The sequence below is a fragment of the Desulforamulus ruminis DSM 2154 genome (assembly GCF_000215085.1).
In the GTDB taxonomy this organism is placed as follows: domain Bacteria; phylum Bacillota; class Desulfotomaculia; order Desulfotomaculales; family Desulfotomaculaceae; genus Desulfotomaculum; species Desulfotomaculum ruminis.
In genome coordinates this window covers 764,937-779,573 of record NC_015589.1, presented here as the reverse complement: position 1 = coordinate 779,573, position 14,637 = coordinate 764,937, and the positions used below count along the sequence as shown (strand labels likewise).

12 protein-coding genes are annotated in these 14,637 nt (G+C 51.3%); 2 read left to right on the top strand and 10 right to left on the bottom strand.

All coding sequences use genetic code 11. The features are described 5' to 3' along the window. Nucleotides 1-4: 4 nt before the first annotated feature. From acpS to acs, 4 genes are all read right to left on the bottom strand, one after another. Nucleotides 5-376, bottom strand: a complete 372-nt coding sequence (acpS, locus tag DESRU_RS03895) for a holo-ACP synthase (RefSeq protein ID WP_013840821.1) — start codon at nucleotides 374-376, stop codon at nucleotides 5-7. A 77-nt stretch (nucleotides 377-453) separates the two neighbouring features. Then, nucleotides 454-1,236, bottom strand: coding sequence for a LytR/AlgR family response regulator transcription factor (locus DESRU_RS03890; RefSeq protein WP_013840820.1), 783 nt, complete (start codon nucleotides 1,234-1,236; stop codon nucleotides 454-456). A 12-nt stretch (nucleotides 1,237-1,248) separates the two neighbouring features. Beyond that, complete coding sequence (locus DESRU_RS03885; protein WP_013840819.1) at nucleotides 1,249-2,616, bottom strand: histidine kinase; 1,368 nt, start codon at nucleotides 2,614-2,616, stop codon at nucleotides 1,249-1,251. 109 nt (nucleotides 2,617-2,725) lie between these two features. Beyond that, nucleotides 2,726-4,663, bottom strand: coding sequence for an acetate--CoA ligase (acs, locus tag DESRU_RS03880; RefSeq protein ID WP_013840818.1), 1,938 nt, complete (start codon nucleotides 4,661-4,663; stop codon nucleotides 2,726-2,728). Nucleotides 4,664-4,976: 313 nt separating this feature from the next. Here acs and DESRU_RS03875 point away from each other — a divergent pair, with 313 nt between their 5' ends. Beyond that, the gene (locus tag DESRU_RS03875) at nucleotides 4,977-7,301 is read left to right on the top strand and encodes a GGDEF domain-containing protein (protein ID WP_013840817.1); all 2,325 of its coding nucleotides are present in this window, start codon (nucleotides 4,977-4,979) and stop codon (nucleotides 7,299-7,301) included. On the opposite strand, the gene cysK is transcribed toward DESRU_RS03875, so the two are convergent. The 4 genes from cysK to DESRU_RS03850 all read right to left on the bottom strand — a co-directional run bounded on the left by cysK (nucleotide 7,295) and on the right by DESRU_RS03850 (nucleotide 11,312). Next, the gene (gene cysK / locus DESRU_RS03870) at nucleotides 7,295-8,230 is read right to left on the bottom strand and encodes a cysteine synthase A (protein WP_013840816.1); all 936 of its coding nucleotides are present in this window, start codon (nucleotides 8,228-8,230) and stop codon (nucleotides 7,295-7,297) included. The two genes, DESRU_RS03875 and cysK, sit on opposite strands and share 7 nt — an antisense overlap. Nucleotides 8,231-8,565: 335 nt before the next feature. Beyond that, nucleotides 8,566-10,200, bottom strand: a complete 1,635-nt coding sequence (groL, locus tag DESRU_RS03860; protein WP_013840815.1) for a chaperonin GroEL — start codon at nucleotides 10,198-10,200, stop codon at nucleotides 8,566-8,568. A gap of 48 nt (nucleotides 10,201-10,248) precedes the next feature. Continuing rightward, nucleotides 10,249-10,533, bottom strand: coding sequence for a co-chaperone GroES (gene groES, locus DESRU_RS03855; RefSeq protein ID WP_013840814.1), 285 nt, complete (start codon nucleotides 10,531-10,533; stop codon nucleotides 10,249-10,251). A gap of 290 nt (nucleotides 10,534-10,823) precedes the next feature. Beyond that, on the bottom strand, nucleotides 10,824-11,312 hold the full coding sequence (locus tag DESRU_RS03850) for a MogA/MoaB family molybdenum cofactor biosynthesis protein (RefSeq protein WP_041275565.1): 489 nt from the start codon (nucleotides 11,310-11,312) through the stop codon (nucleotides 10,824-10,826). A gap of 95 nt (nucleotides 11,313-11,407) precedes the next feature. On the opposite strand from DESRU_RS03850, the gene fdhD reads away from it, so the two are divergent. Then, a complete protein-coding gene (gene fdhD / locus DESRU_RS03845; RefSeq protein WP_013840812.1) occupies nucleotides 11,408-12,196 on the top strand; it encodes a formate dehydrogenase accessory sulfurtransferase FdhD in 789 nt (262 codons plus the stop codon). 104 nt (nucleotides 12,197-12,300) lie between these two features. On the opposite strand, the gene DESRU_RS03840 is transcribed toward fdhD, so the two are convergent. Together DESRU_RS03840 and DESRU_RS03835 are read right to left on the bottom strand one after the other, a co-directional pair. Then, nucleotides 12,301-12,675, bottom strand: a complete 375-nt coding sequence (locus DESRU_RS03840; protein ID WP_013840811.1) for a winged helix-turn-helix domain-containing protein — start codon at nucleotides 12,673-12,675, stop codon at nucleotides 12,301-12,303. An 8-nt stretch (nucleotides 12,676-12,683) separates the two neighbouring features. Beyond that, nucleotides 12,684-14,618, bottom strand: a complete 1,935-nt coding sequence (locus DESRU_RS03835) for a molybdopterin biosynthesis protein (protein WP_013840810.1) — start codon at nucleotides 14,616-14,618, stop codon at nucleotides 12,684-12,686. Nucleotides 14,619-14,637: the final 19 nt, after the last annotated feature.

Sequence of the window (14,637 nt, the reverse complement as noted above, 5' to 3'; positions counted from 1 at the left end):
TCCATTACCCCTCCTCCCCCACGGCCACCGCAAAGGCCACTGCCCGTCCCCGGTCGTGGGATATGCTAACCAGGATTTTGCTAATTTCCATGGCCTCGGCCATTTCCAGGGCTCCTCCGGAAAGCCGAACCTCGGGTTTACCCTGGTAATTGGGCAAAACTTCGATGTTGGTCCAGCGCAGACCCCTCAGACCGGTACCCAGGGCCTTTAATATGGCCTCTTTGGCAGCAAATCGACCGGCCAGGCAGTAAATCTTGCCCCCGCAGTATTCTTGTTCCGCAGGGGTAAAAACCCGGTCTAAAAATTGTTGTCCTGAGCGGCTGATAGCCAGCTCGATTCTCTCTATTTCGATAATGTCCGTACCAATCCCTTTCATCGCATACACCCCCGGAAATTAAGCTGACTTGGATTTTTACATCAAAAAGTCCACCCATCGGCTGGGCAGACTTTGTGCTAAAAGCCTAAAATCTTTCTCAGTTTTTTTGCCTGGGCCCGGCTCACTGGGACTTCGCTGCGTTCTTTATCTTCCAAAACAAGATTATAAGTACCGTTAAAGAAGGGGACTATTTCTTTTACCTTTTGCAGGTTGACAATGTAACAGCGATGGGTTCGGAAAAACATGCCTCCCCCCAGCCGGACATCCAGCTCTTTCAGGGTAAAGCGGGTAAACAGTTTATCGGCAAAGGTTTTAATATAAACGTAATCCTGTTCGGTAAAAGCATAAAAGATTTCCTCAATATCCACTAAAATGGTTTTGCCCAGTTTTTCTGCGGGAATCCGGTTGATCTTAATTTCATCCGTAGTTCCCGGCAAACCTTTGGAAGTTCCGGGCACTGCACTGCCGCCCGAAGCTACCGAGGCGTCCCGTTCCTGATGGGCCTTGATAACCCGGTCGATGGCCCTTTTCAATCTTTTCTCATCAATGGGTTTTAAGATGTAATCCACTGCATTCACATCAAAGGCTTTTAGGGCATGTTCGTCATAAGCCGAAACAAAGATGACAAAGGGAGGCTTGGGCAATTCCTGGATCACCGCCCCTAACTCCAGGCCATTCATTCCGGGCAGATTAATATCTAAAAACAATACCTGATAGTCAAGCGCCCTGATGAGAGCCAGCGCCTCATTGGCACTGGTGGCTTCCCCAACAATTTCAATATTGTCAAACCGCCCCAGCATAAAGCGCAGCTCCTGCCGGGCAGGGTATTCGTCATCCACAATCAGGGCTTTTAATAACACGACAAACCCTCCCTACTCAAAGTCTTCCAGTACAAGGGGCACCCGAAGCCAGACAGCGGTACCGTTGCCCGGTTCACTTTCAATGTTTAAACCATGCTCCTCGCCAAACAGGATTTTTAATCTTTCATGAACATTGGACAACCCTACTCCACTGCCCGAACCAAAACCAGGAGTAAATATTTTGGGCATGATCTCCGGGGGAATGCCCACCCCATCGTCGGTAATGGCAATTTCAATTTCATCCCCCCGAAGCTGGGCGGATATTTGTACCGTGCCCTGCCCTTCTTTGGGGGTAATGCCGTGACGAATGGCGTTTTCCACCAGAGGCTGTACCGTTAACACGGGAATACGGTATTGCAGGAGGGATTTATCAATATTTCTTAAAATGCGAAGCTTCTCCCGGAAACGCGCCTTTTCCAACACCAGGTAGGTATGAATGTATTCCATTTCTTCTTCCAGGGTGATAAAGCGGCCGTATCTTTTTAAGGAATGCCGGAAAAAAGCAGCCAAACGGATCAGCAAACGCCGGGCCGTCTCCGGGTTGGTGCGGATAAACATGCTGATGGTGTTCAGGGTGTTAAATAAAAAGTGAGGGTTAATTTGAGCCTGCAGGGCATCCAATTCCGCCCGGGTGACCAGTTGGGCCTGACGGTCCAATTCCGCCAGCTCCATTTGCACACCCAGCAGTTGGGCCACGCCCACCGCCAGTTTCACCACACTGCCCGGAATTTGACCCTTATGGGTTTGGTAAAGCTTTACCGTCCCCACCACTTTTCCTTTGCAGGTCAAGGGGGCAATCACCGCGGCTTCCAAAGGGCAGATGCAATCCTTGACAGGACAATTAAATTCGCTTTTATTTTGAACCACCTTTAATTCACCGGTGGCAATCACCTCATGGGTGGCCCGGGTTACAATGGACCCTCCCACCGGGTGATTCTCACAGCCGGGGCCTAAAAAGACCAGTACTTTCTCCCGGTCGGTAATGGCTACCGCTGCTACATCACTGATCTTTTGAATGATCTCCGCCGTTTGACGGGCGGTTTCTTCGTTTAAGCCCCGGCGCAGAAAGGGCAGCGTTTCATTGGCAATTTGCAGGGTGGGAGCCACGGATTTCTCGTCAATTCTTACCGTCAGTACCCGCCGCAGGGGACGATAGCCCATGACCACAACCGCCGCCAGAAAACTAAGCCCGCAAAGGACCAGCACCTCCGTCCAAATGGCCGGACGCCAGAGACCCACCCCGACGCCGACCACGATCTGCACTACGGCTAAACGAAGCACAGTTTGCGCTTCCGGCGTTCGGAAATTTAATTTTTTATTTAGCCATTGACTTAATAATCGTAATATTTCCATGCTTTTTATTTCTACACCTAAGTACATAGTTCCTTCAAAAAAAGACCGTCTGGTCTTGTATACCTGTGGCGGAAAATGATAAGGAAAAACCTCCAGAAAAATTCTGGAGGTTGCTTGTCAAGTTTTGATGAAAAAATTACAGGGTTTTTTGTTTCATCAATTGGCTAACCACCGAAGGGTCCGCTAAGGTTGAAGTGTCGCCCAGCACCCTGCCCTCGGCAATATCCCTGAGTAAGCGCCGCATAATTTTACCGCTGCGGGTTTTCGGCAATTCCCAGGCACAGACAATTTCCTCCGGCCTGGCCAGGCCGCCAATCTTTTTGGCCACGTGGGTCTTTAAATCCCTTTCCAGTTCAGGAGACCAGGCAATTCCTTCCCTCAGGGTAACAAAGGCGGAAACCGCCTGACCCTTTAATTCATGGTAGCGCCCGATAACAGCCGCTTCAGCCACCGTGGGATGTTCAACCAGGGCACTTTCCACTTCGGCCGTACCGATTCTGTGACCGGAAACATTAATTACATCATCCACCCGCCCCAGCACCCAAATATAGCCGTCTTCATCCCGGCGAGCGCCGTCGCCGGTAAAATACATACCGTCGAAATGGGACCAGTAGGTATCCACATAACGCTGGGGATCCTTGTAAATGGTCCGCAGCATGGAGGGCCAGGGCTGCTTGATCACCAGATAGCCGTTGCCGCCGGCTCCCACCGGGTTGCCTGATTCATCCACTACATCCACGAATACGCCGGGCAAAGGCAGGGTGGCGGATCCGGCTTTGGTGGGAGTTAAGCCCGGCAGGGGAGCAACCATCACACTACCGGTCTCCGTCTGCCACCAGGTATCCACAATGGGACAATTTTCTCTGCCGATATTTCTATGATACCAGGACCAGGCCTCGGGGTTAATGGGCTCGCCCACCGAACCCAGTAAACGCAGAGAGGATAAATCTCTGCCGGCGGGCCACTGCTCTCCCCACTTCATGAACATACGGATGGCCGTGGGAGCCGTGTAAAAAATGCTGACCTGGTACTTTTCTATGATTTCCCAGAAACGATCCTTCTCAGGGTAGTCCGGTGCCCCTTCAAACATCAAAACGGTACTGCCGTTGGCCAGAGGTCCGTAAACAATGTAGCTGTGTCCGGTAATCCAGCCGATATCCGCCGTGCACCAATATACGTCTTCTTCCTTAAGGTCAAAAATATTGCGGTGGGTGGAAGAAACTCCGGTTAAGTAACCCCCGGTTGTATGCACAATGCCTTTGGGTTTTCCGGTGGTGCCGCTGGTGTAGAGAATAAAAAGAATATCTTCGGCATCCATCACTTCGGGCTCACAGCCTGCCCGTGCGCTCTCCATCAATTCATGGTACCAGAGATCTCGGCCCGGTTCCATGGCAACTTCCATGCCGGTTCGCTGAACCACCACAACCTTCTCTACGCTGGAGCAGCTTTGTAAAGCCACATCCACGCTCTGCTTCAAAGGAATAGCCTTGCCCCGGCGCCAGCAGGCATCGGTTGTAACGACAACCTTGGAGGCCGCGTCATTAATCCGGTCCCGCAAGGCTTCGGAAGAAAAGCCTCCAAATACCAGACTGTGAGGCACGCCGATACGGGCGCAGGCCAGCATGGCAATCACCGCCTGGGGAATCATGGGCATGTAAATACTGACCGTATCGCCCTTTTGGATTCCCATGCCCCGCAGTACATTGGCAAATTTAGTTACTTCCCGGTACAGATCCTGATAAGTTAAAACCATCTGATCGCCCGGTTCACCTTCAAAGATAATGGCCGCTTTATTTTTACGCCAGCCGTCCAAGTGGCGGTCCACACAATTATAACAAGCATTCAGCTTGCCTCCGACGAACCACTGGGCAAAGGGACTCTGCCACTCCAGCACCTTTTCCCAGGGCTTGATCCAGTGCAGTTTTTCCGCTTCTGAAGCCCAGAAGCTTTGATAATCCATGCCGGCCCAGTCATAAATCCGGGCATCCCGGACATTGGCCCGGGCGGAAAAGGATAAAGAGGGATGATAAACTTGCTCCTCCTGAGCACACTCATGAACTTTTTCAACAGCCATAACCAAAACCCCCAAGCCGATTTATTTGATTTTATCTTATCGAAGAAAGAGCCCGGGGGTAATGTTTTTTCCGTTAATTGAAGGAATCCCCTTTTTTTCTGATGGCTGGACCACTAAACGGCTAAGGAAAAGGCCCGGCTCATTTAAATCTGAAAAATTACCGCTTGGATCGCCAAATCTACCGTTCGGCATGGATATTGACCGTTAAAGGAAAAAAACAGAAACATTTACCCGCCATTAACCGGATATTAACAGGAACATAACGGTACTGCCGTAAAATGAAATAACCAACTTATGGCAGGAGGTTCATTCTTTGAAGCTGGTAAATCTCCTCGGCAGCATCCGGGCCTCTCTGATGATGATGGGAAGCAATTCTCTGCTGGTTCATTTGCTCAAAGGCTCTAATCTAATGGAAAAGCTCCAGAAGATGATGGTTCAGGGCCCTTCGGTCCTTCTTCTTTATGTGGATGTGGTAAATTTTCAGCAAGTGGCACAGTTGCACGGCGATGCCCTGGCCAACCGGGTGCTGCATGTCCTCCGTGCCGCCCTGCGCCAGCGGGCCTCTCAATTCATGGATTGTTTGGGAGATTTGGTGGTGGAAAACCTATGGGGGGATGATTTTCTGGTCCTGTGCCGTTATAAAACCACTTCCCCCGAGCATTTGACCAAAATGTCCACCGCCCTGCGTCTGGCCTTGGAGGAAAGCTTAAAAGCCGAGCTTTTTAAACTTACCGGCAGCACCGTGAAACTTCATGTGGGCTATGCCACCATAGCCAAGAGCCGCGCCAAGAAAGCCGAATACGCCCTGTATACGGCTTTGCGGGATGCCCAAAAGGTGGCGAAAGGCGCCCTGAATCAACAAACACTGCATTTGAGAGAGGAGTTTGAAGGGCTTTTAGAAAAGAGGGATTTTCTCATTGTGTACCAGCCTATTGCTTCTTTGCAAACCGGTGAGATATTAGGCTGGGAAGCCTTGACCCGGGGACCCCGGGGCAGCTATTTTGAAACTCCAATGGTTATCTTTAACTTTGCTGAAGAAGTGGGATTATTATTTCCACTGGAAAAAATTTGCCGGGAGTTGTCTATAATAAACTTCGGCAAGATGGAAAAGGAGCAGCGGCTTTTTCTCAACATCCACCCTCAGACCGTCAATGACACGCAATTCGCCAAGGGGGAAACCAGGAAATTTTTAAAGGACCGTTTCCTGAGTGCCACCAATATTGTTTTTGAAATTACCGAGCGGCAGGGCATCCATGACTTTAGCCAGTTTAACAAAACCCTGTCCCATTACCGGAACCAGGGCTACCGCATTGCCGTGGACGATGCCGGCGCCGGGTTTTCCAGCCTGCAGGCCATCGCCGAGGTAAAGCCCGAATACATTAAAATTGATTCCTCCCTGGTGCGGAATATCCATAGCAACCGGGTAAAGCAGGCCTTGCTGGAAACCTTTGTCACCTTTGCCCAAAAAATTGGCTGCTACATTATTGCTGAGGGCATTGAAACCGATCAGGAGTTGACTACCTTGCGCACTCTGGGTGTGCACTACGGCCAGGGGTACTATCTGGCCCGCCCGTCTTTTCCCAAGCCGGAGGTTCGTGCCGAGGCATTAGCGAAAATCCTCTCTCTGGCCTCCCGCAATCCCACGGGGGTCTGGCAAAAAGCCTTCCCCATCGGTGATATCAGTGAACCTGCCGTACAGGTAAACGCCCATACGCCTGTGCGGCAGTTGAAAAAAATATTGGATGCCAACCAACTTATCAGCGGCGTGGTCATCACCCAAGGAGAACGGCCTGTTGGCCTCATTATGCGGCATCATCTGGACCGTTACCTGGGCACCCAATACGGTGTGGCTCTTTATTTTGAGCGGCCGGTATCCACCATCATGGACCCGGACCCCCTGGTGGTGGACATCTCCGTACCCATTGAGCATGCCTCCCAACAATCCATGAGCCGGGACAAGCTCAAGCTTTATGATGATATTGTGATTACCAGGGACACCAGCCTTTACGGAGTGGTTTCGGTGCAAACCCTGCTGGATACCATGACCAAGATCCGGATGGAGGTGGCCAAGGGAGCCAACCCTTTGACCGGCCTGCCTGGAAACTTGACCATAGAAGGAGAATTAAATAACCGTCTTACGGAAAACTCCCCGTTTGTCTGCATCTATATGGACTTGGATCATTTCAAGTCCTATAATGACCGTTACGGCTTCGAAAACGGAGACCGCCTGCTGCTGCTGGCGGCCAGGCTGCTGACCAGTGTAGTCCGGAAATTTGGCTCAGCCACGGATTTTATAGGGCACATTGGAGGCGATGATTTTGTGATATTAACCCATAAGGATAAAGCCGATAACCTTTGCCAGCAATACATTCGGTATTTTGACCGGCTGGTGAAAAGTCTTTATTCCGCCGAAGACAGGGTCATCGGGGGATTTTACGGCAGGGACCGGCAGGGACAGGAAACCTGGTTCCCCTTTGTGTCGGTTTCCCTGGCTATTGTAGAGTGCGCCAGCCACTGTTCCGCCGAAGGTTTGGCGGAAACGGCCGCTCAGCTCAAAAAGTACGCTAAATCCAAAATTGGCAGCGTGTATGTCCGGGACCGCCGCTGCACTGCTCCGCCCTACCCTCCTTCCTATTGAGCCGGCTCCGCTTTAAACAAAGGGGTGGACAAGTACCGTTCGCCGGTATCCGGTAACAGCACCACCACCGTTTTCCCGGCATTCTCCGGGCGGCGGGCCACTTCCAAAGCAGCATACATGGCCGCCCCTCCGGAAATTCCCACTAACATTCCTTCCTCCCGGGCCACTCTTCTGGCCGTTTCCATGGCTTTTTCACCGTTAACCTGAAAAATTTCATCAATCATCGCGAGGTTTAAAACCTTCGGTACAAAACCCGCTCCAATCCCCTGAATGGGATGACTGCCCGGCTGTCCTCCGGAAAGGACCGGGGATTCTGCCGGTTCCACCGCGATGGCCTGAAAGGAAGGTTTTCTTTCTTTGATATAGGTGGACACTCCGGTGATGGTTCCCCCTGTGCCAACACCAGCCACAAAGATATCCACCTTGCCGCCGGTATGCTCCCAGATTTCAACGGCGGTGTTCCGCACATGGGCCCGGGGATTGGCGGGGTTGGCAAACTGCTGCAGCATGAGGGCTCCAGGTGTACTTTTTACCAGTTCTTCCGCTCTGGCAATGGCCCCATTCATCCCTTCCCGGCCGGGAGTAAGAATCAGCTCCGCCCCGTAGGCCTGCAGCAGGCTGCGCCGCTCTTGGCTCATGGTCTCCGGCATGGTTAAAATTAATCGCAGCCCCAGAGCCGCGCAGGTAAGAGCCAGCCCCACCCCGGTATTGCCGCTGGTGGGCTCCACCAGAACGCTGTCCTTGTCAATAACGCCCCTTTCCAGCGCATCCATAATCATAGCGTAACCGATACGGTCCTTGACACTTCCCCCGGGATTAAAAAATTCCACTTTGGCCAGCACCTCGGCCGCCGTCCCCGCAGCCAACCGGTTTACCCGCACCAGCGGAGTGCCGCCAATGGTTTCTAAAATATTATTATAAATGGTCATTTTTACCGCCCCCGTTTTTATTTTAGACCCTTTACCAAGGCATTCCCTAAAATTATTCTACCTTATAAGGAATATTATAACAGAATATAGAAAACCTGAGCGTGTTCCTGCAAGTTCCTTTGTTCAAGGCTTTTAAAAGTACCTGCCATCCATAAATTATTCTAAACCCGGTCTTTTTGTTGGTTCTCCAATGGAAAAATGCCAACAGAAAGAGACCTTTCAAAAGCTCGGCGAACTTCTGAAAGGTCCCTAATAGACTCATTGTTATTTTTTCGTTACTTTTAAGGCAGCGGGCTCCTCATAATCCCCTATCAACAGAGGATTCCGGGAGGATCTTACATCATGCCGCCCATGCCACCCATTCCGCCCATGCCGGCCATAGGATTGGCGGCATTTTCTTCGGGCTTATCGGAAATCAGCGTCTCGGTGGTGAGAATCATGGCTGCGATGGAGGCAGCGTTTTGTAAAGCAGACCGGGTTACTTTGGCCGGGTCAACAATCCCTGCGGCAATCATATCCACGTAATCTTCACTCATAGCGTTAAAGCCCACGCCCTTTGCAGTGGCTCTAACTTTCTCAACCACCACGGAACCTTCGTGGCCGGCGTTATTGGCGATTTGGCGCAGGGGTTCTTCCAGGGCCCGCTTAACAATGTCCACACCGGTTTTGGCGTCGCCTTCCAGCACGATGCTGTCCAGGGAGCCGATAATATCGATATAGGCAGTGCCGCCGCCGGGGACAATTCCCTCTTCAACAGCAGCACGGGTTGCGTTCAGAGCATCGTCGATACGCAGTTTTTTCTCTTTCATTTCAACCTCGGTGGCTGCGCCAACCTGAATGACAGCAACACCGCCGGCCAGTTTAGCCAGACGCTCCTGCAGTTTTTCACGGTCGAAATCAGAGGTGGTTTCTTCGATTTGCTTTTTAATCTGGGCTACCCGGCCTTCGATATTGGACAGGTCACCACCTCCGCCAACAATGATGGTTTCTTCTTTCTTAACCCGAATCTGACGGGCAGTACCCAGCATATCCAGAGTGGCTTTATCCAGCTTCAGGCCGATATCTTCGGTGATAACGGTAGCGCCGGTAAGGGTTGCGATATCTTCCAGCATGGCCTTGCGGCGGTCGCCGAAACCGGGAGCTTTAACCGCAACAACATTCAGGGTGCCGCGCAGTTTGTTCAGCACCAGAGTGGCTAAGGCTTCGCCCTCCAGGTCTTCGCAAATCAGCAGAACGGGCTTGTTGCCGGTCTGAATGACTTTTTCCAAAATAGGCAGGATTTCCTGAATAGAGGCAACCTTTTTATCGGTAATCAAAATGTAAGGATCGCTGAGGGAAGCCTCCATCTTGTCGGTATCGGTGGTCATGTAAGGGGAAATATAACCCCGGTCAAAGTTCATGCCTTCCACAACTTCCAGGTTTGTTCCGATACCCTGGGATTCCTCAACGGTAATAACGCCGTCTTTGCCTACTTTTTCCATGGCTTCGGCAATGAGGCTGCCAATGGAATCATCATTGGCGGAAACGGTAGCTACCTGGGAAATGGCTTCCTTGCTTTCAATGGGCTTTGCCATGGCTTTGATTTCTTCAACAGCCTTTTCAACGGCTACTTCAATGCCCCGTTTGATAATCATGGGATTGGCGCCGGCGGCTACGTTTTTCAGTCCTTCCCGAACGATGGCCTGAGCTAAAACCGTGGCGGTGGTGGTGCCGTCACCAGCTACATCGTTGGTCTTGGTGGCAACCTCTTTAACCAGTTGGGCGCCCATATTCTCAAACTTATCAGCCAGTTCAACTTCCCGGGCAATGGTTACACCGTCATTGGTGATGGTGGGTGCACCAAATTTTTTATCTAACACAACATTGCGGCCTTTAGGGCCAAGGGTTACCTTAACCGCTTCAGCCAGGGCGTTTACGCCTCTTTCCAGTGACTTGCGGGCATCCTCGCGGAAAATAATTTCTTTAGCCAAGGTCAATAACCTCCTTATATAATCAAAACTTTAAGTACAAAAATAAACTTATTCAACAATAGCCAGAATATCCATCTCTCTTAAGATCAGGAATTCTTCTTCTTCAATTTTAACCTCGTTGCCGGCATATTTGGAGAAGAATACTTTGTCACCGGCCTTAAGATCAATGGTGGCGCGCTGGCCGTTTTCCAGCAGGCGGCCGGGACCTACGGCAATCACTTCGCCCTGCTGAGGCTTCTCTTTGGCAGTATCCGGCAGTACGATGCCGCTCTTGGTTTTTTCTTCCTGGGGCAGTGCCTTTACAACTACCCTGTCACCTAATGGTTTAATCACAAAAAACCCTCCTTTAAAATTATTAAGGTTTTTTAATTTGCGGGTTGTGTTGTTAGCACTCATTAATATTGAGTGCTAACACCCAGTTAATATAATATAGAACGAGAAGATTAAAAGCAACTACCTACAATGGCAAATATACCAAAATGGCCTAGAAAAAATTTAATTTGGTACATTTATCTTTTAATTTCTCCCTCTATATTAGATTTTCAGCCCTATCATTTTTTTTACCCACAAGATATCTTAACCTATACCTGGTTATTTTATGCAATTTTTAAAAATTTTTTCATTTAGCCGGAACCACACTCGCCACCCCGTCCGGTAAGGATCTCCAAACCATGGGGCAGCACCGGCAGAACCACCTCCAGGCATTCCCTTACCCCCTTTACACTGCCGGGCAGGTTAATAATTAAGGTTTTGCCCCGGATACCGCTGATTGCTCTGGACAGCATGGCCTTGGGCGTTTTTTTCAGACTTTCCGCCCGGATGGCTTCCGCCAATCCCGGCACCTGCCGGTGGATGACGGCCAGGGTGGCTTCGGGGGTGTTATCCCTTGGCCCCAGCCCGGTTCCACCGGTGGTTAAAATAAGATCCAGGGCATGTTGGTCGGCAAATTCAATCAAAGTATTCTTTATCACTTCCGGATCATCGGGTACCACCCGGTATTGCTCCACCCGGCCAAGACCCGCCACCAGCTCTTTAATGGCGGCGCCGCTGGTATCCTCCCGTTCTCCCCGGGCCCCCTTGTCGCTCATGGTTACAATACCTATTTTATACATGCTTTCACCTCCAAGGATTTTGCCGGCCTTCACAACAGCCTCCGGTTAAGATACAATAAAATAAATATTGCGATATTTTATAAGGAGGCTGGGAAATGACCTGGCAGATTAACAGAACATCCATAAATATCGTTAAAATCAAAGGGGATAAAATCCTTCATACCGAAGATCCTATTGTTCGCGAAGTTCCCGTAACCCTGTTCCTCAACGGCAGGGAGTTTGTGACCATGGTTTGTTCCCCGGAAGGTTTGGAAGAACTGGCCGTAGGCTTTCTTTGCTCCGAAGGACTGCTTCAGAGTCCGGAGGATCTCAACAATATTCAAATTGATTACGAGAATGGAACCGTTCATATTGAAGCTTTGGAAGGCGAATCGGAAAAAAAATTTCTTAAAAGAAACATTACTTCCTGCTGCGGCAGGGGGCGTCCGGTTTTTTATTTTGTGAATGATGCCAAGAGCATGAACAAGATCACCACTCCGCTTTTGGTAACTCCCGGACAGGTTTGGAATTTATCCGACCGTCTGGAAGAAATGTCCGTTTTATTCCAACAAACCGGCGGGGTTCACAATGCTGCCCTTTGCGCTCCCACCGAAGTGATTTTGTTTTATGAAGACGTGGGTCGGCACAATGCCGTAGACAAAATCTTTGGCCGGGCTTTCTTGAACGGCATCTCTCTGGAGGACAAAATTCTGGTCTTCAGCGGCAGGGTTTCTTCTGAAATTGTTATCAAGGTAGGCAAAATGGGCCTGCCGGTTATCATTTCCCGCTCCGCCCCCACCGACCTGGGAATTGAAATGGCTGAAAAACTGGGTATCACCATCGTTGGTTTCGCCAAGGGGGAGCGGATGAATGTATACACCTATCCGGAGCGCATTTTAGGCTGATCGGGCTGCCTTCGGTTCTCTTTGCCTGTTCTTTTCTAAAAATTTTCTCAGCAGGGTGAGGTTTTCCTCACCCTCTTTTAGGTTCAACGCAAAAGGAAATATTCCTAATGAAAGCTTTCTTTAAAAATCCTTTTAACGGCCCTTTCCATCTCCGTCCGGAAATTTCCAAAGGAGACCACCAGCTTTTGACCAACTTCCGTAAGGCTGGCTCCCCCGCCGGTATCCCCGCCTACCTGGGTGGCCACCAGTTGAATGCCCCAGTTTTTTTCCGCACGCTTAATTTTACCCCAGGCGGCCCGGTAGGACATGCCCATCTCTCTGGCTGACCGGGAAATGGAGCCGTACTCTTGGACATAGGTGAGCAGGTAATACAACCCGTCACCAAAATTGGTGCCTCCCCGCTCCAGCCAGACCTTGCAGCCCGGTTCAAAAAGTTCCAGCGGGGGCTTGTTTAGAAATTCTCCAGGCTCCTTTTTCATAAATTCACCTAGATTCCCTGCCGGTACATCACGCCGCCGCAATCTCTTAGATCATACCCGCCCAATTTCTCCACCTGCTGCCGGAATTCCGGTGTGTCAATAACTTCCAACAGCCGAGTGATGTAAGGGGTATCCCAGTACTCTCCCGGAATACAAAGGTCATAACGTTCCTCCACCACCGGAACAAAATCCAATTCCAGGGCATTGGCCGCCGCTAAAATACCCAGACCGGCATCAGCCGCTCCGCTGGCTACAGCGGCGGCAACCGCCATATGAGTATATTCCTCCCGGTTATAACCATAGATGCTGTCCGGGTTTATGCCCAGTTGTTTTAAACGGAAATCCAGCAATATCCTGGTACCGGCACCTCTCTGCCGGTTGATAAAGCGGACTCCTTCCCGGACCAGATCTTCCAGTCCGCCAATTCCCAGAGGATTGCCCTTGGCCACCATTAAACCCTGTTGCCGGTAAACCAGATTTACCAGCACCACCGGGCGATCTCCCAGCAGCTTTTGAATATAAGAGATGTTGTAATCACCGGTTTCCTCATCCAGCAGATGCGTGCCGGCGCAGTGGCATTCTCCCCGTTTAATGGCATTCAGTCCCCCCAGGCTCCCTACATTGGCACTGGAAAGACTGGCCTCCGGAAAACTCCTGCGCAGGTGGTTGGCTAAAATGTCCAGGGCCATATCGTGGCTTCCGATAACCACGGTGGTCTGGCTCACTTCTTCCAGGGAGCGCATCAGTTCAATCTTTACCGTTTCTCCTGCCCGAAATCCCTCGGAAGGCCGGGGAACCCGCAGCATGCCGTCAGCCCGGACCATAGACATGATAATGCCGGCCCCGCGGGAAATGGGTGTGGCAACAAATTTGTCCCCTACTTGACCCAGTTTAACCCGAATGAATTCTTCCACGCCCATGGGAGAGGGCATTTTACGGGAGATAATGGCATCGGCGGTTGGAGTAGCCGGTGGAACCGAGCCTAGTTTTTTATAAATAACCGGTTTAACAAACAGTTCCATGGTCAGGGCCGCAGAAACCGGGTAACCTGGAATACCGATGACCGGCTTGCCTTTAATTTCTCCCAGGATCACCGGTTTGCCGGGCTTAATGGCTACCCCGTGGGTTAAAACCGTACCCAATTCACGGATCAACGCCGCGGTAAAATCTTCCCTTCCGGCCGAGGAGCCGGCATTGACCACCACCACGTCCACTTCCTCCAGGGCGCTGGTAATGGTGGCCTTCAGTTGGTCCCACTGATCCATCGTAATGGACCGCCGGAGAGGTTCACCGCCCCAGGTCTGCACCATGGCCCCCAACACCCGGGTATTGTATTCCACGATATCCCCCGGTTTTAACTGGGACCCCGGCTGCACCAGCTCGGTTCCGGTGGGAAGCAGCGCCACCCTGGGTCTGGGATGAACCGCAACGGTTCCCACTCCGCCGGCCAAAATACCGCCAATATCCACCGGACGCAGGGTGTGGTTCGCGGGTAAAATCATCTCGGTGGCCACCACGTCTTCCCCAATGGCACGCACATGTTGCCAGGGAGCCGCAGCAGAAGTAATTTCAAAGGCTTCGTCTTCCACAAAGTGGACATCTTCAATCATGATTACCGCATCGCAGCCTGCGGGGATTGGATCGCCGGTATCCACCACCTGAGCCTTTTCTCCCAACCGGATCTGTTTGGGCATGGCATCGGAAGCACCAAAGGTCAGGGATGAGTCCACCGCAATCCCGTCCATGGCCGAAGCATGATAATGGGGGGAAGAGTTCACGGCAAAAATCGGCTCCGCCGTGACCCGTCCCAGGGCTTGCTCGGTGGCCAGAATCTCCGGCGGCCCCGGGCTCAGAGCCCCTTTGGTTTGTAGGTGATGAAGCCAGCCCTCCAGGGCCTCTTCCCAGGGACGATTGTCCAGGTAGACATCTCTTTTATTTCTCATGGACGTCTTCTCCTATCTT